This is a genomic window from Flavobacterium sp. CLA17, assembly GCF_013112255.2.
Taxonomy (GTDB): Bacteria; Bacteroidota; Bacteroidia; order Flavobacteriales; family Flavobacteriaceae; genus Flavobacterium; species Flavobacterium circumlabens.
Genome location: NZ_CP068294.1, coordinates 3,096,521 through 3,111,603, shown reverse-complemented (window position 1 = coordinate 3,111,603; position 15,083 = coordinate 3,096,521). Strand labels below are relative to the sequence as shown.

General features: G+C 36.7%; 10 protein-coding genes. 4 read left to right on the top strand and 6 right to left on the bottom strand.

Annotation, left to right across the window (positions count from 1 at the left end):
• Positions 1-62: 62 nt before the first annotated feature.
• The 5 genes from pheT to HAV12_RS12660 all read right to left on the bottom strand — a co-directional run bounded on the left by pheT (position 63) and on the right by HAV12_RS12660 (position 9,145).
• Positions 63-2,483, bottom strand: a complete 2,421-nt coding sequence (pheT, locus tag HAV12_RS12680) for a phenylalanine--tRNA ligase subunit beta (RefSeq protein WP_171569977.1) — start codon at positions 2,481-2,483, stop codon at positions 63-65.
• Positions 2,484-2,631: 148 nt separating this feature from the next.
• Entirely contained in the window at positions 2,632-3,495 is an 864-nt protein-coding gene (locus HAV12_RS12675; RefSeq protein WP_171569976.1) for a bestrophin family protein, read from the bottom strand.
• A 29-nt stretch (positions 3,496-3,524) separates the two neighbouring features.
• Positions 3,525-4,835, bottom strand: a complete 1,311-nt coding sequence (locus tag HAV12_RS12670; protein WP_171569975.1) for a TolC family protein — start codon at positions 4,833-4,835, stop codon at positions 3,525-3,527.
• Between the two features lie 60 nt (positions 4,836-4,895).
• Positions 4,896-7,991 (bottom strand): efflux RND transporter permease subunit, encoded by a 3,096-nt coding sequence (locus tag HAV12_RS12665; protein ID WP_171569974.1) that lies wholly within the window; start codon positions 7,989-7,991, stop codon positions 4,896-4,898.
• A 92-nt stretch (positions 7,992-8,083) separates the two neighbouring features.
• On the bottom strand, positions 8,084-9,145 hold the full coding sequence (locus HAV12_RS12660) for an efflux RND transporter periplasmic adaptor subunit (protein ID WP_171569973.1): 1,062 nt from the start codon (positions 9,143-9,145) through the stop codon (positions 8,084-8,086).
• Between the two features lie 631 nt (positions 9,146-9,776).
• On the opposite strand from HAV12_RS12660, the gene HAV12_RS12655 reads away from it, so the two are divergent.
• The 4 genes from HAV12_RS12655 to HAV12_RS12640 all read left to right on the top strand — a co-directional run bounded on the left by HAV12_RS12655 (position 9,777) and on the right by HAV12_RS12640 (position 12,344).
• The gene (locus HAV12_RS12655) at positions 9,777-10,376 is read left to right on the top strand and encodes a thioredoxin fold domain-containing protein (protein ID WP_171569972.1); all 600 of its coding nucleotides are present in this window, start codon (positions 9,777-9,779) and stop codon (positions 10,374-10,376) included.
• Between the two features lie 30 nt (positions 10,377-10,406).
• A complete protein-coding gene (locus tag HAV12_RS12650; protein WP_171569971.1) occupies positions 10,407-11,264 on the top strand; it encodes a hypothetical protein in 858 nt (285 codons plus the stop codon).
• 59 nt (positions 11,265-11,323) lie between these two features.
• Positions 11,324-11,662: a hypothetical protein gene (locus tag HAV12_RS12645; RefSeq protein ID WP_171569970.1), complete on the top strand. Its 339-nt coding sequence runs from the start codon at positions 11,324-11,326 to the stop codon at positions 11,660-11,662.
• A 79-nt stretch (positions 11,663-11,741) separates the two neighbouring features.
• Positions 11,742-12,344: a PAS domain-containing protein gene (locus HAV12_RS12640; protein WP_171569969.1), complete on the top strand. Its 603-nt coding sequence runs from the start codon at positions 11,742-11,744 to the stop codon at positions 12,342-12,344.
• Positions 12,345-12,752: 408 nt separating this feature from the next.
• Here the strand turns inward: HAV12_RS12640 and recG are convergent, their stop codons facing one another.
• Positions 12,753-14,861, bottom strand: a complete 2,109-nt coding sequence (recG, locus tag HAV12_RS12635) for an ATP-dependent DNA helicase RecG (protein ID WP_171569968.1) — start codon at positions 14,859-14,861, stop codon at positions 12,753-12,755.
• Positions 14,862-15,083: the final 222 nt, after the last annotated feature.

Genomic DNA, 15,083 nt, shown 5'->3' with positions numbered 1-15,083 from the left:
CCCGACAGATTTTAAAAACCGGTCGGGTTTATATATCATAACTCATAACTCATAACTAACTTTTACCTCAGACTTGCTCCAAGTTCACTCTCAAAAGTATGTTGCAGTTTCGACATGATTTTATCGATTTGAGCATCGGTTAGGGTTTTTGTATTATCCTGGATAGTAAAACTCAAAGCGTATGATTTTTTACCTTCCGGAAGGTTTTTACCTTCATATACATCAAACAGGTTTACATCTTTTAAAAGCGTTTTTTCTGTTTGTTTCGCCAGATTGTAAATACTTTCGTAAGTCGTTTTCTGATCAATCAACAAAGCTAAATCTCTGCGGACTTCCGGGTATTTAGGGATTTCACTGTATTTAATTTTTCCCGAGATAATTTTTAGAATCAGATCCCAGTTAAAATCAGCAAAATAAACATCTTGTTTGATTCCGAAATGTTTCAGGATTGATTTTTTAACAACGCCCATTTCTACTAAAGTATCATTGTTATAGGAAATTGACGTTCCCTCAGAGAAAATATCAGATTGCACGGGAGCGTTAGATACTTTATCAATTCCTAAACGGGACAAAATAGCTTTTACATATCCTTTCAGCAAAAAGAAATCACTTGGTTTTTGCGGATTGGTCCAGCTTTCTTTGTTTCTGTCTCCGGAAACGGATAAGGTCAAATGTTTGTGCTCTTCGAAACCATTCAGGTATTTATGGTATGTTTTTCCAAATTCAAATAATTTCAGGTCAGAATTTCTTCTGTTGATGTTGTATGAAACCGCTTCTAAAGCAGAGAATAACAAAGACTGACGCATTGTTGCCAAATCACCGCTTAACGGGTTTAGCATCGTAACATTATGCTCTTCTTTTAAAACCGTTGATAATTTTGCATAAGCAGCTGTCGTTAAAGAATTCGCCATCATTTCATGAAAACCCTGTGAGTTTAATTGAGAGGCGATGATATTCTGTACTTTGTAATCTTCTGTTCTTGGAGAGTTGGCAACAGTTGCATTAAACTTTTTAGAGAATTCAATGTTGTTGTAACCGTAAACTCTTAAAATTTCTTCAATGACATCAATTTCACGCTGTACATCAACACGATAGGCCGGAATTGTTAATCCAAGACCCGATTCGGAAACACTGTTTACTTTGATGTCTAAAGAAACCAATATTTTTTTAATGGTATCTTTTGGAATTTCCTGTCCGATGATTTTAGAAACATGGCTAAAGTTTAGCAGAACAGAAAAATCTTCTACTTTTTTAGGATAAACTTCTACTACATCAGAAGTAATTTTACCGCCCGCTACTTCCTGAATTAAAAGAGCGGCACGCTTTAAGGCATATTCCGTAATAGTCGGATCAATTCCTCTTTCAAATCTAAAAGAAGCATCTGTATTTAACTGATGTCTTTTGGCTGTTTTACGAACGCTGACCGCATCAAAATAAGCACTTTCTAAGAAAATGGAAGTAGTTCCTTCTGAAACTCCAGATTTTTTCCCGCCAAAAACACCGGCAATACAAAGAGGTCCTTTTTCGTCGCAAATCATTAAATCCTCTGCATGCAATGTTCTCTCAACATCGTCAAGAGTGGTAAATTTGGTACCTTCCGGTACTGTTTTTACAATTATTTTCCCGTTGATTTTCGCAGCGTCGAAAGCGTGCAAAGGTTGTCCTAATTCATGTAACACATAATTCGTAACGTCAACGATATTATTTTTTGGAGTAAGACCGATCGCTTTCAAACGATCCTGTAACCATGCCGGAGATTCTTCAACAGAAATTCCTGAAATGGTCAGACCGCAGTATCTTGGGGCTAAAATAGGCTCTTCTACCGTAACATCAATTTTTAAGGTACGCATCTCTACTCTGAAATTACTTACCGATGGCGTAATTAATTCGATGTTTACACCACGCTGCAGCATTCCGGCTCTAAGATCACGGGCAGTACCATAGTGACTCATGGCATCAGCTCGATTAGGTGTTAATCCGATTTCGAAAACTTCATCACTTACGATATCAAACACTTTTGAGGCCGGAGTTCCGGGGGCTAAGTTTTCGTCTAATATCATAATTCCGTCATGGCTTGTACCCAGACCTAATTCGTCTTCTGCGCAAATCATTCCGTGACTTTCATGTCCGCGAATTTTTCCTTTTTTAATGGTAAATTCCCCGTCATCTTTATCGTACAAAACCGTTCCGATAGTGGCAACCGGTACTTTTTGGCCTGCAGCAACATTGGCAGCACCACAAACAATTTGTATAGGAGTTTCCTGTCCGATATTAACGGTTGTAATATTTAATCTGTCGGCATCAGGGTGTTTTTCACAAGTCAGTACGTGTCCTACAACAACTCCTTCTAAACCGCCTTTTACTGATTCATATTTCTCAACAACTTCTACTTCCAGACCTAAATCGGTCAGTAATTCCGAAGTTTGTTCAGATGTCCAGTCTGTTTTAATGAATTGTTTTAACCAGTTGTAAGATATTTTCATGTTAACTTTTTTGTTCTTGAATAAGGATACAAATATAAGGATTGCGTATTGGAGAAAGAAACAATTTATTTGCTTTTTTCTAACTGTTTCTATTTTTGCACAGAAGTCCGTAATAATGAGTAATTTGTTCTTTTAACAGGACAATTCACTAAATTAATTCTTCTACGTGTTTTTTAATGTTTTCTGATATTTTTTTTATTGGTAAATCGTTTTCATCATCGCCAAACGGATCTTCAATTTCTTCCGCAATTAATTCTAAACTGGCTAACACATAAAAGATAAAAACGACTACCGGAGCCACATAATATCCTAAACTCAACGAATAACCAAAAGGCAGGGTCATAATGTAAAAAAAGATAAATTTTTTGATAAAAGCACTGTAGGAGTAGGGAATAGGCGTGTTTTTGATTCGCTCGCAAGCCCCGCAAATATCGGTAAAGGCAACTAATTCGGCATTTAAAATAATAAGCTGATCGCCGGTAATTTTTTTGGATTCATACAAATCATTGATTTTATGCGACATCATGCGTTTTACCTGATTCGGTTTGTGTTTATGATGATCCAGTTCTAAATCTACATCGTCAAAAAGCTGTTTGGCAGTTTCAGAATTATTTAAATGTTTGTATAAAACCGAAGCGTAAGCGGGAATAAATTTCCTGAAAAACTTACGATCATTTTCGTCTTTTAACATGCAGGAAAGCTTGATCGCGAAATTACGGCTGTTGTTTACTAATGCCCCCCATAATTTTCGGGCTTCCCACCAGCGGTCGTAAGCGGTATTGGTTCTGAATACTAACAACATTGAAATCACAAAACCTAATATTCCGTGCATCATCGGAATATTTTTGATGTAATGATTTTCATCGAGTCCTAAATAAATTACTTCAAAATAACCGACTACTGAAGCATAAACTCCAATGGCAAGCATCACCGGAAAAAGTTGTCGGACCGTATCTGATTTGTGAAAGTGAAAAATAAAAGAAAACCAGTCTTTAGTATTGTATGAGATCATTTAATTTTTGTTTTGGAAGCAAAATTAACTTAAAAATTAATATTTCCCGCCAATTCTTTTAAGGCAATTTCAGATAATTTCGCCTCATACTGCGCATTGCTGTAACGTACTTTAGCATTGACATAATTCAGCTGGGCAGTCCTGAAATCGATAGTTGTTATGGTTCCGATTTTAAATTTATCTAAGGTAATTTGAAGATTTTGTCTCGCAATGGCCTCATTATCCTCTTCTAAATCAATTAATTCCAAATTGGTTAAATAGGTTTGAAAAGCAATACTTAACTGTGAATTTAAAATCATGTTTTGCTGTTCGATTGCGATTTGCGAATTCTCAATTTGAAGCTTTGCCACCTTTTCATTTCGATGCTGATTGAAACCGTCAAAAATATTTAAGGTAGCATTGAAACCGTAATTTAAACCTCTTGACGAGGTAGCACTGGTAAAACCCAGACTCGATTCACTTTCGGCAAAATTATAGCCTGAAGTCAGCCTGACAACCGGATAACGATCTGCCTTAACCTGTTTCAGCTGCAATTCTGCAACGCGTTTGTTGATGATCTGCGTTTCGAGGGCCGGATTTTGCTTTTGCGCCAAATTGATTAAGTCAGCCAAAACTAATTTGCTGTCAACCGTTACCTGATCTGTTACCTTAAAATCTATTTTCGGATCACGTGCCAGATATTGGTTCAGTAAAATTTTGGCGTTGGCATACGATTCTTTTTGTCTTAATAAAGCCACCTGATCTGAATTTAAATCCACCTGAGCATTTAAAACTTCTAATTTGGATGCCTTACCAATAGTGAAACGATTTTTTGCAAGCGTAAGCCTTTGATTGGAAATTACAATGGTAGTATCCAGTGCAGCCAATTGCTGTTGCTGCTGAAATAAATCATAATAGGCAGAATTAACCTGACCAATTTTAAATAAAATGGTTCTTTTTAACTCCGAATCACCCAGTTTTTGGAGTTCTTTTAACTGATCGTGTCTGGCGAACATTTTCATTCCGTCAAAAATAGTCCAGCCAATACTTACCCCGTAATTCAAACTGTTATTTTTGGCGTTGTCTAAAGAAGTCGAAGTCCCGTCCTGACGGGTTTGATCTGAATTCTGAATGCTGTTATTATCGGTAACCGAAGCGGTTGCGACAGGCAGCATTCCGGCGTTTCCAATGGTTACGTTAGTCTCGCTTATCTTTGAATTGTTTTTTGCAATCTTGATTTCAAAATTGTTCTCCAAAGCGATTTTCATAGCATCTTCAATCGTTAAGACTTCCTGAGCCTGCATTTTTGCGAGGCAGAAGAAGCATAAAAAGATACTGCTGAATAGAATTTTAGTATTCATATTTGTTTTTCTTTTGGCAGGAATTCATCCATTATAATTCATGAATTCCAGAATCCTAAATTATTTACTTTCTTTTTCGTATTCTTCAATATGGTCAAATTCCGGATAATGTTTTCGGGCTTTCGACCACATCAGGTAAATAGCCGGAATTACAAAAAGGGTTAAGGCCAAAGAGAAAATAGTTCCTCCGACAATAACAACTCCCATTCCGATTCTGCTGGTAGAAGCAGCTCCAAGCGACATTGCAATCGGCAGCGCCCCTAAGGCAATAGCTAAACTCGTCATTAAAATCGGACGTAAACGCGCTTCTGAAGCTTCCAGAATGGCTTCCATTTTTGGTTTTCCCTGTTCTCTTAACTGATTGGCAAATTCAACAATCAAAATACCATTTTTCGTCACCAGTCCGATAAGCATTACCGTTCCGATCTGGCTGAAAATATTCCAGGTCTGATTGAATAACCATAAGGAGAATAAAGCTCCGGCAACTGCCATCGGTACTGTTAAGATAATGATAAACGGATCCATAAAACTCTCAAACTGAGCGGCAAGAATTAAAAATATTAATAATAAAGCCAATCCGAAAGCGAAAGAGGTATTCGAACTGCTTTCGACAAAATCCCGTGATTCACCACTTAAATCCGTAGTGAAACTTTCATCCAGCACTTTAGCCTTAATCTGATTCATCGCTTCAATACCATCACTGATACTTTTGCCCGGCGCCAAACCTGCAGAAACAGTGGCCGACATATAGCGGTTGTTGTGATATAATTGTGGCGGGTTACTTTGTTCTTCTATGTTCACCACGTTATCCATCTGAATCAGTTCTCCGTTTTTATTTTTAACAAACATAGAAGTTAAATCCAACGGTTTAGAGCGGTCTTTTTGATCAAATTGCCCGATTACCTGATACTGTTTTCCGTTTTTAATGAAATAGCCAAAGCGCTGACCGCTTAACGAAAGCTGTAAAGTCTGGGCAATGTCTATAATAGAGATCCCTAAACTTTCGGCTTTTGCACGATCGATGCTTACGTTGATTTCCGGCTTGTTAAATTTCAAATTCACATCGGTAACCGAGAAAACATCGCTTTTACCCACTTCATCCATAAAAAGCGGAATTTTTTCTCTTAACTTTTCAAAAGTAGGAGCCTGAATAATGTATTGAATCGGTAAACCTCCACGTCTGTTTACCGCAATTGTAGGCTGCTGAATGACAGAGGTCTTGGCATCCGGATACTTTTTTGTCCATTTGGTTAATTTGTCGGCAATATCTTTTTGGGATATTTTTCTTTCGTCCGGTTCTTTTAACGAAAGCCTGATAAAACCGGAATTGGTTGCTGAACCTCCGGAACCTCCCGCTGTAATTACTAAACTCACTTTTTTCTCCGGAATAGAGTCATCCACCAATTTTGATATTTCCTGCATAAAACGGCTGGTGTATTCATAAGAAGAACCCTCAGGAGTAGTCATACGCATGGTTACCGAACTACGGTCATCGTAAGGAGCCGTTTCTTTTGGCAGTATCGTAAAAAACAAATAAATCAATCCGAAACAGGCAATCAGAATCGGAAAACTGATCCATTTTTTTGCCATAAAACGATTTAAGGCGTCTGCATAACCGCTGTTTAATTTCTCGAAAAAAGGCTCTGTTTTGATGTAAAATTTCGATTTTTTCTGTTCTCCGCCTTTCATTAAATACGCATTCAGCATAGGTGTTAAAGTCAGGGATACAAAGGCAGAGATTAATACCGCAGCACCAATGACGACACCAAATTCCCGGAACAGACGGCCTACGAAACCTTCCAGGAAAATTACCGGTAAAAATACGGCTGCTAACGTTACTGAAATCGAAATTACCGCATAAAAGATTTCGTTGGAACCTTTGATTGCCGCTTCAATTGGCGACATTCCTTCTTCTACTTTCTTGAATATATTTTCGGTTACCACAATTCCATCATCTACTACCAGTCCCGTCGCTAAAACAATAGCCAGAAGGGTCAGTACATTGATGGAAAACCCGAAAAGCCACATGACAAAAAAGGTTGCAATTAGCGATACGGGAATATCAATCAAAGGTCTGAAGGCAATGGCCCAGTCCCTGAAGAACAAATAAATAATGATGATTACTAATAGAATTGAAATTCCGAGAGTTTCGGCAACTTCAAGTACCGATTTTTTGACGAAAAGTGTATTGTCAAGGGCAATATTAAGCTTGATATCTTTGGGTAAATCCTTTTTTAAGGCTTCGTATTTTTTATAAAATTCAGACGAAATATCCAAATAATTAGCTCCGGGCATCGGTACAATAGCCAGACCAATCATAGGAAGTCCCGAAGATGTTAAGGACGTTTCGATATTTTCAGGTCCTAATTCAGCACTGCCGACATCACTAAAACGAACGATTTTATCTCCGTCTGTACGAATGATAATATTATTAAATTCTTCGGGTTTGGAAAGGTTTCCGATGGTTTTTACAGTCAGCTCGGTATTGTTTCCGGTGAGCTTTCCGGAAGGCAGTTCGACATTTTGCGCATTCAGTGCCGCGCGGACTTCTGCAACCGTACAGCCGTATGCTGCAAGTTTTACAGGGTCAATCCATAAACGCATGGCGTACCGTTTTTGTCCCCAAATTTGTACACCACTTACACCCGGAATGGTTTCTAATCGTTGTGAGATAACATTTTCGGCATAATCACTTAATTCTAAAGAGCTTCGCGTATCACTCTGAACCGTCATTGAAATAATAGATTCACTATCAGCATCGGCTTTGGAAACTACGGGCGGCGCATCAATATCCTGTGGTAAACTTCTAACGGCCTGTGAAACTTTATCACGGACATCATTGGCAGCTTCTTCTAAATCTTTATCTAAATTAAATTCGATAGTAATGCTGCTGCTTCCCTGATTACTGGACGAAGTTATATTTCTGATTCCGTCGATCGCATTTACTGCTTTTTCTAAGGGTTCGGTAATTTGTGACTCAATAATATCGGCATTAGCTCCGGTGTAGTTGGTTCTTATCGAAACCTGCGCAGGGTCAATGGATGGGAATTCCCGAACACCTAAAAAGGTATACCCAATGAAACCGAACAAAATAATCAAAAGATTTAGTACAATGGTTAAAACGGGTCTTCGTATACTTGTGGTGGATAAACTCATAAGAGATTTTATATTTTAGATTTCAGATTTTAGTGGTATTGAATTAGCTTTCGCAATTCATAACTCATAATCCAAAAATCATAACTTAAAGATTATTTTTTTACTTTAACTTTTATCGGAGCTTCATTTTTCAGGGACATAACACCGCTTGTGATTAGCGTATCACCAGCTTTCAATCCGGATAAAACCAAAATAGACGCATCAGTTCTGGTAGTGGCATCCACCATAATTTCTTTGGCTTTGCCCATATTGGCGATATATACTTTTTTGCCGCTTTGTACAGGAACAATAGCTTGGGACGGAACTACTATTGCATCTTTGATGATGTTTAAAGGTAATTTTACATCGGCAAAAGTACCCGGGAAAAGTTTGCCATCCATGTTATCGGCAATGGCACGAACCTGTAAAGTACGTGTTGCTACAGCCACTTCGGGCTCAATCGCATATATGGTTGCTTTGTAAACCTTATCGGAACCGGACACCCCAAAATCGATAACAGATCCTGATTTTACCTCAGAAGCATATTTTTCAGGAATCGAAAATGTTATTTTCAGTTTTCCGGTGTTGACTAATTTTGCTACCAGAACAGTAGGAGTGATGTAAGTGCCGGGAGAAATAGACCTCAAACCAATTTTCCCTGAGAAAGGGGCTTTTACAGAAGTTTTGGCAATCTGAGCCCTGATGAGTTGCGTTTGCGCCTGCATGGAGGTATAATCTGCGTTGGCAACATCAAATTCTTCCTGACTAATCGCTTCTTTCTGAAGTAATAATTTGGCTCTTCTTTGATTTTCACCTGCCAGGCCTTCTTTCGTAACGGCTTGTCTTAATTGTGCTCTTAATTCAATATCGTTTACCTTAAACAGCACCTGACCTTTATTTACATTAGTGCCTTCCGTAAAGTAAATACCTTCAACAATCCCTGAGACTTCACTGTGAATTTCTACTTGTTCATTGGCTTCAATAGAGCCTGATAAGGAAAGGTTATTATCAAATGTTGAAGTTTTAACCACAATCCCTGTTACGGTTGTAGGTTTGTCTTTGTCTCCGGACTTTTTAGAATCTTCGTTTTTACTTTTATTAGAGATGACTCTGTAGGCAATAAATCCTCCGAGTCCGATAATCAGAAGTGCGTAAATCAGGTTTTTTAGTTTCATAGAATTGAGGTAGATGTAATTTTGGTGTGTATTTTTAGCAAGTGTACAAATTTAACTTTTTGGAATGAATCCAAATGATGTTATCTTTTATTTAACATTTGTATGTACAAATCTTTATATTTAGTTTAAATGTTTTACAATCAGTTGTTTATGTTTTTTATCAATGAAGTTTTTATGAATTTGAGTTCTTTTTTTAATCATTTTATTAAGCATATCGAATACTGCTAAGTAATCTTAGACTTTCCTTCTGCTATTTGGTTTAATGCTTTGTCGCGATTTTAGTTCTTTTTAACAAAACTTTTGGATAATAGGTTAGAATTGTCATGTTTTTGTCTGTTTATACGCACGTAGTTTTACTTAAAACAATCCTTTAAAAGGAGATAATTCCTACTTAAAAGTGATTGCATGTATTTAATCCGATTTTTTTTGCACTTTATCGATTTTATTTGTAATATTGATAAGCTTAAACAAAATGATAGTTTTTTTGTGAGAATAGTAATGTTTTTGGAGGTTAAGCGTTAAAATGTGTAAGGTTTTTATTTTCTTTTAAGTTAAAATTGTTGATTTATAAAATTAATTAATTAACAATCGTTTATACATTATTCGTGTAACATACCAAAAACTACTCTTTATGGCGAAAAAAATACTTTTGGGCTTATGGTTTTCACTATTACTCTTCGCCATTTTGGTTTTATTCTGGCAAAACGAATTCAAATACAGTTTGCCGACCCCGATTCCGAAAAATTACCATGACGTTGCTGTGGGTTCCCAAATTGATTTGGGAAAATGCTGGACTACGAATAATAAACCTGTTTTTATTCATTTTTTTAATCCGGATTGTCCTTGTTCCCGTTTTAATGTGCCTCACGTAAGCGGATTGATTAAAAAGTATGGTGACCGGATTAATTTTAAAATTGTGGTGCTGAACCAACAGAAAAATTTTACGATTGAAGAAATCCAGAAAAAATTTGACGCCGCGATACCTGTTTATTTTGACAGTGCCATGGCCAGCAAATGTGGTGTTTTTTCGACTCCGCAAGCCGTTATAATTGATCCTTCCCACCATTTATATTATAGAGGAAACTACAATAAAACCAGATATTGCACCAATGCTGACAGTAATTATGCGCAGATGGCAATTGATTCTTTGCTAAAACAAATCCAGTCCCCCTCATTTGATGCTTTAGCACTGAGAGCTTACGGATGTTCGTTACCAAAATGCACTAAATAAATCTAACCAATTAACCTAATTACCTAAATTATGAAAACAAAAGCTAGTTTAAATGAACAGGATTACCTGCACAGTTTTATGTCTACCATGACGCAAAAATCGGATACTATTATTAACTACGTTCTGGCCCTCTATTTTCTTCTCGGAATTGCTTTGGCTTTTAAATATGACACCTTTGAAATAGGAGTGGGCGTGGGAACCATTAATTTGTTATTGTATTATTCGGCAAAATTCTTTCTTAAAAAATCGAATTTTTACCAGTATGTGCTGTCTGTGGTGCTTGCGATTTTTATGGCGCAGTATATTTATCAGATGCATGGCCTGTTCGAAATGCATTTTACAGTGTTTATCGCCAGTACCATTTTGATTATTTACCAGAACTGGAAGCTTCAGATTCCGCTCACGCTTTTGGTAGTGCTGCATCATGGTGCCCTGGCATATATGCAAAATTTCGTTTATACTGATCCAAAAGGACTGCAATTGTATTTCTCCCAGGTAAATTTTGACTTAGAAACATTAATTATCCACGTTGTTTTGGCAGCAGTTGTATTTTTCATGAATGGGTATTGGGCGTATTATTTTAAAGAACACAGTCAGAATCATATTTCTAAAATATCTGATGAATATGAATTGGAAAATATCAAATTGGCATCAGCGAAATACAGTTCATTATCGGCCAATAACGAGTTTAATGTTTTTGTTTACAGAACGGCACAGGATTTAAAATCACCGGTTAATTCAGTATTGAAACTTATTGATGTTTCAAAAGGCCATACAGACAATGATAAATTGTTAAGCTATTTGGAGATGATGAGAGAAAGCGCCAAGAAAATTGATGATTTGGTGAACGATATTCATGGCAAATCGGCAAACAGGGTTTCGAATTAATTTTAAGTAGTATTTGAAAATTTATTAAATCAATTCAATTATAACTAAAAATTTATTTTATGCCGAAGCATGATTTTGAAGCCACAAATGTAATGCTGGATTCTTTAAAAAAATCTTTTGATTTCTTCCTGAAAAATGAGGCGACTTCAAATTCAATTGAAAAAATAGAGTCCGAAACAGAATTTGGAAAAGAAGTTGCAAAAATTTTTAGCACGTACGGAGATAATCCCCTTGCGAAGAATTTAGATTTTCAATATAAAAAGATGATCCAGATAGCCAGGGATATCCAACATCTGAAATTAGCCAACGATGCCACTTTACCGGATTGGCTGGAAGATGAATTAGAGGCTGTTTTTAAGAAAATAAAGGATATACTGGCACAACTAAAAGAAGAATGAAATAACATATTTTTAAGAAACAGAGACCATTTTATGCACAGTGTGAGAACGGCATATTAATTTTTAAAATACAAGATTTATGGATACCAGAATTACCCGCCCGACCCCGTCAGACAGAGAAGTTGATTGGAATAAAACGAAAGTACTATTAAGTAAAACAGATACAAAAGGAACCATTTTGTATGCAAATGAAGCTTTTATCGATGTATCGGGTTACGATGAATTTGAGCTCATTGGGCAGCCTCATAATGTTATCCGCCATCCTGATATGCCTAAGGTTATTTTTAAATTTTTGTGGGACAGTATTAAGTCCAGTCAAAATATTCATGCTATTATCAAAAACATGTCTAAAACCGGCAGGTACTATTGGGTAATCACAGATTTTAAAATTATCTCAGATTCTGATGGAGAAATTGTAGGTTACTTTGGAACCCGTAAATCGGTCCCGGAGGAAATCATCGTAAAATTTATAGAACCTTTATACAAAAAACTAATTCATATTGAAGAGGCGAGTGGCGTCCATGCTTCTGAAGAATATCTGATTGGTTTTTTAGAAGAACGGAAAAAAACGTACATGGAGTATGTGGATCATCTTGTGGCAACAGGAAAAGATGATAAGAATAAAGTCAGTAAAGGTTTTTTTAACGGCTTTTTCGAAAAGAAGAATTCAACCAAAAAATAATTATAAAAAAGATGCTTCATTGTATCAGTTCTAAAATTGGAAAAGCCTTTTTCGCCCCAAATCTATCAAGCTTACTAATTTAATAGACTGTTTTAGACTTAAATAACGAGTGTTTAAGATGATACTTTGAAGTGTGTTTTTTTTAATTAGATAATTAGACAATTAGATAATTAGATAGTTAGATAATTAGATAGTTAGATAATTAGATAGTTAGATAATTAGATAGTTAGATAATTAGATAGTTAGATAATTAGATAATTGATAATGGATGATGGATAATTTGTTTTTTATAAAGTGATAGCCTTAGAAAGTTAAATGACTTTTTTATCTTCCATCTCAGTGACTTAGCAGCTTAGCACCTCAGTAACTCATTAACTCAGTACCTTAGAACCTTTGCATCTTTGCACCTTAACTAATATAATTCCAAATATTTTTCTTCTTCGTCAATTCGATAAAAACAGCTTTCAGGACTGCATGTTCCGGTTTTTGAAGAGGGGGATCTTCTTTCAGGATTTTCAGGGCATAATTTCTTCCTAAGGCCAGGATATCCCGATCGCGGACAATGTCTGCAATTTGAAGGTTTAAAACACCACTTTGCTGAGTTCCCATCAAATCTCCGGGGCCGCGAAGTTTAAGGTCTACTTCGGCGATTTCAAAACCATCATTGGTACTTACCATGGTTTCCATACGGGTTTTGCTGTCGGCACTTAATTTATGGCTGGTCATAAGGATACAATAACTTTGTTCCGCTCCACGGCCTACGCGACCGCGCAGCTGATGCAGCTGAGACAAGCCAAAACGTTCGGCACTTTCAATAATCATCACACTTGCATTCGGAACGTTTACGCCCACTTCAATAACCGTTGTCGCCACCATGATATTGGTTTTACCTTCAGAAAAACGTTTCATTTCAGCATCCTTATCCGCTGGTTTCATTTTTCCATGCAATATAGAAATCGAATATTGTGGTAAAGGAAAATCACGTGAAATACTTTCGTATCCATCCATCAAATCTTTATAATCCATTTTTTCAGATTCCTGAATTAACGGATAAACAATATAAATTTGTCTGCCCAGCGCAATTTCGTCACGCAGGAATTTCCATACTTTCAGACGATTAGAGTCAAATCGGTGTACGGTCTGAATCGGTTTTCTGCCCGGCGGTAATTCATCGATAACAGAGATATCCAGATCTCCATACAGACTCATCGCCAGTGTCCTCGGGATAGGAGTGGCGGTCATTACCAGAACATGAGGCGGAATATCATTTTTCTTCCACAATTTAGAGCGCTGTTCTACACCAAAACGATGCTGCTCATCAATTACGGACAACCCTAAATTCTGAAATTTCACCTTATCTTCCAGCAGTGCATGCGTACCGATTAAAATATGCAAACTTCCGTTTTCGAGCTCTTCATGAATAATTTTTCGGGCGGCGGTTTTGGTTGAACCGGTAAGTATTTTAATATTGATTCCCAAAGTTTCAGCCAGTTCGGATAATCCTATAAAATGCTGATTGGCCAGAATTTCGGTTGGCGCCATCAGGCATGCCTGAAAACCATTATCGATTGCCAGAAGCATACTCATAAAAGCTACAATGGTTTTTCCGGATCCGACATCTCCTTGCAATAAGCGGTTCATTTGGGCATTACTGCCCATATCGGCACGAATTTCTTTTATTACCCTTTTTTGTGCATTTGTCAATTGAAACGGCAAGTGATTCTTATAAAAATCATTAAAAAGTTCACCGACTCTGGTAAACGGGTGCCCTTTTATTTTATGTTTCCGAATGAGGTTTTTGGTGATTAATTGTAATTGAATGAAAAACAATTCTTCAAATTTTAAACGAAACTGCGCTTTTGACAAGGCATCGGCACTTTTCGGAAAATGGATATTGAATAAAGCTGCTTTTTTCGAAATCAGTTTTAATTCTTCAATTAAATAAGGAGGAAACGTTTCGGTAAACAAAGCCTGGGTTTCAATAAACAACTGTTCCATTAATTTATTGATTGTCCGGTTTGAAATACCACGATTTGTCAGGGTCTCTGTCGAAGGATAAACGGGCTGCATCGCAGAACGCAGGCTTTTTTCATGCTCGCTTAAAAGTTCGATTTCCGGATGTGCCATGCTGAACTGGCTTCCGTACAGGGAACATTTTCCAAAAATCACACAAGCTTCATTCAGTTTCAGACTCTCCCGAACCCACTTATGTCCCTGAAACCAATTGAGGTCCAGTGATCCTGTATCATCCACGAAAGTAGCGACCAGACGTTTTTTGTTTTTAGCAAACTCAACCGTTTTTATATTGATTATTTTTCCAACCAACTGAACTTCAGAGCCGGTATTTTGAAGTTCGTTTATTTTGTAATAACGGGTCCGGTCAATGTATCTGTTCGGAAAAAAGTTAATTAAATCACCATACTTATGAATTCCCAATTCCTTACGAAGCAGCTGACCACGACTTGGACCAACACCTTTTAAGTATTCAATTGGAGTTTCGAGGAGATTATTAGACATTTTTTTTAGATTGTTGGGACTTTAGAGTTTTAGATTGTTGGATCTTCAGATTTTTAGAATATAGAGTATAGAAAATAGAATAGAGACTAAAGACTAAAGTCTATTTTCTATACTCTATATTCTTTCTTCTATTTTCTTTTCTCTCTTACTGCGAAGATAGATTTTAATTAGGAATTTTGGAAATGTGCTCGTTTAGAAAAGCGATTTAACTTTAAAAATAAA

Excerpts from the sequence above, each read along its gene's own strand:
- HAV12_RS12660 (WP_171569973.1), bottom strand. The coding sequence starts at position 9,145 with ATGAAACTAAAAAACCTGATTTACGCACTTCTGATTATCGGACTCGGA.
- HAV12_RS12665 (WP_171569974.1), bottom strand. The coding sequence starts at position 7,991 with ATGAGTTTATCCACCACAAGTATACGAAGACCCGTTTTAACCATTGTA.
- HAV12_RS12645 (WP_171569970.1), top strand. The coding sequence starts at position 11,324 with ATGCCGAAGCATGATTTTGAAGCCACAAATGTAATGCTGGATTCTTTA.
- HAV12_RS12675 (WP_171569976.1), bottom strand. The coding sequence starts at position 3,495 with ATGATCTCATACAATACTAAAGACTGGTTTTCTTTTATTTTTCACTTT.
- HAV12_RS12655 (WP_171569972.1), top strand. The coding sequence starts at position 9,777 with ATGGCGAAAAAAATACTTTTGGGCTTATGGTTTTCACTATTACTCTTC.
- recG (WP_171569968.1), bottom strand. The coding sequence starts at position 14,861 with ATGTCTAATAATCTCCTCGAAACTCCAATTGAATACTTAAAAGGTGTT.
- HAV12_RS12670 (WP_171569975.1), bottom strand. The coding sequence starts at position 4,835 with ATGAATACTAAAATTCTATTCAGCAGTATCTTTTTATGCTTCTTCTGC.
- HAV12_RS12640 (WP_171569969.1), top strand. The coding sequence starts at position 11,742 with ATGGATACCAGAATTACCCGCCCGACCCCGTCAGACAGAGAAGTTGAT.
- pheT (WP_171569977.1), bottom strand. The coding sequence starts at position 2,483 with ATGAAAATATCTTACAACTGGTTAAAACAATTCATTAAAACAGACTGG.
- HAV12_RS12650 (WP_171569971.1), top strand. The coding sequence starts at position 10,407 with ATGAAAACAAAAGCTAGTTTAAATGAACAGGATTACCTGCACAGTTTT.